Raw genomic sequence first — 1598 nt, forward strand, 5'->3', positions numbered from 1 at the left:
AGATTACATTTAGCAAGTGTATAAGGCATATCCAAAAAGAGGGGTCGGAAAAGTGGAGAAACTTGAGAAAATCCCAAGAATAATACATTATTGCTGGTTTGGAGGAAAGGAAAAACCTGAAATAATTAAAAAATGTATAAATAGCTGGCAAATACATTTAGTAGGGTATGAAATAAGAGAATGGAATGAGGATAACTTTGATATAAACCAAAATCTATATGTGAGTGAAGCTTATAAGGCTAAAAAGTTTGCATTCGTCAGTGACTATGTAAGAGTATATGCTCTCTACAAGTTTGGAGGGATTTACCTAGATACAGATGTCGAAATATTTAAATCATTCAATGAAATTCTTCACCATGATTCATTTTGGGGATTCGAGCAAGAAAATTATATAGCGACAAGCACAATAGGGTCAGTAAAAGGAAATAAACTGATAAAAATATTTTTAGATTCATATGAAGAGAAAAAATTTATAAAAGAAGATGGAAACTATGATGACTTGACAAATGTAGCAATTGTAACAGAGTTATTAAAAAATATGGGACTTAAAACAAATGGAGAATATCAGGAAATAGAGGGAATAGGAGCTTTTTATCCACAAACATATTTTTCTCCATACGATTATATTAATTGTCGAAAATTTATTACTGAAAACACATACACCATCCATTACTTTTATAAAAGTTGGCTGCCATTAAGCGCTAGGGTAAAAACGAAAATAAAATTAATTCTATCTAATGTATTAGGTGAAGATGCAATTTTTAGATTAAGAAAAATGTTATCTAAATAGTTAGGAGGATTACTATGAATTTAAATGTTGTGTATTCAGCTGATGATAATTATGCACAGCATGTAGGGGTATCGATGCTATCGCTGTTTCAGAATAATGAACATTTTACTACTATTAATATTTATCTAATCGAAAATAGCTTGTCATCACATAATAAAAATAAACTAAAGTTAATTTGTAGGCAATATAATAGGAATATTCAATTTATGGATTTTAAAGAGCTTTCAGAGAAAATGAAACTTAATATAGGAAACTCAATTTCTATAAATGCATATGCTAGATTATTTCTTACTAGCCTCATTAAGGAGCCTATGGATAAAGTTATTTATCTTGATTGTGATTCGGTAATAAATAGTAGTTTGAGTGATTTGTGGAATATAGATATAAATGATCATTATGTAGCTGGCGTGTGTGATACAGTTAGTGAAAATACTAAGTTAAGTGTAAACATGGATATAAATGATTTATATATAAATTCCGGTATGCTTTTAATAAACCTTAAAAGATGGAGGAATGAGAACATTGAAAAAAAATTCATCGAATTTATAAGTTTGTATGATGGGCGAGTTTTCCACCATGATCAAGGGGCTATAAATGGTGTTTTAAAAGGAGAGATTTTATTCCTTCATCCGAAATATAATGCTATGACTCCTTTCTTTACTATGAGTAGGAATGAAATCATGAATTATTATGGAATAAAAAATTATTATAGTGAGGTTGAATTGAGGGAAGCAATGGATGCACCCGTATTTATTCACTATACTCCTGCATTTGTGAATAGACCTTGGGTTAAAGGGTGTAAGCATCC

Annotated in this window: 2 protein-coding genes; both read left to right on the forward strand. The window is 29.8% G+C overall.

Features of this window, described 5'->3' with window-relative positions; all coding sequences use genetic code 11:
* The first annotated feature begins 52 nt into the window (after positions 1-52).
* Positions 53-790, forward strand: a complete 738-nt coding sequence (locus tag AC1DTM_RS25675; RefSeq protein ID WP_477001209.1) for a glycosyltransferase family 32 protein — start codon at positions 53-55, stop codon at positions 788-790.
* Between the two features lie 14 nt (positions 791-804).
* The coding region (locus AC1DTM_RS25680; RefSeq protein ID WP_477001210.1) for a glycosyltransferase family 8 protein at positions 805-1598 on the forward strand (794 nt) is incomplete at its 3' end.

Source organism: Bacillus sp. P4_D3 (assembly GCF_056401855.1).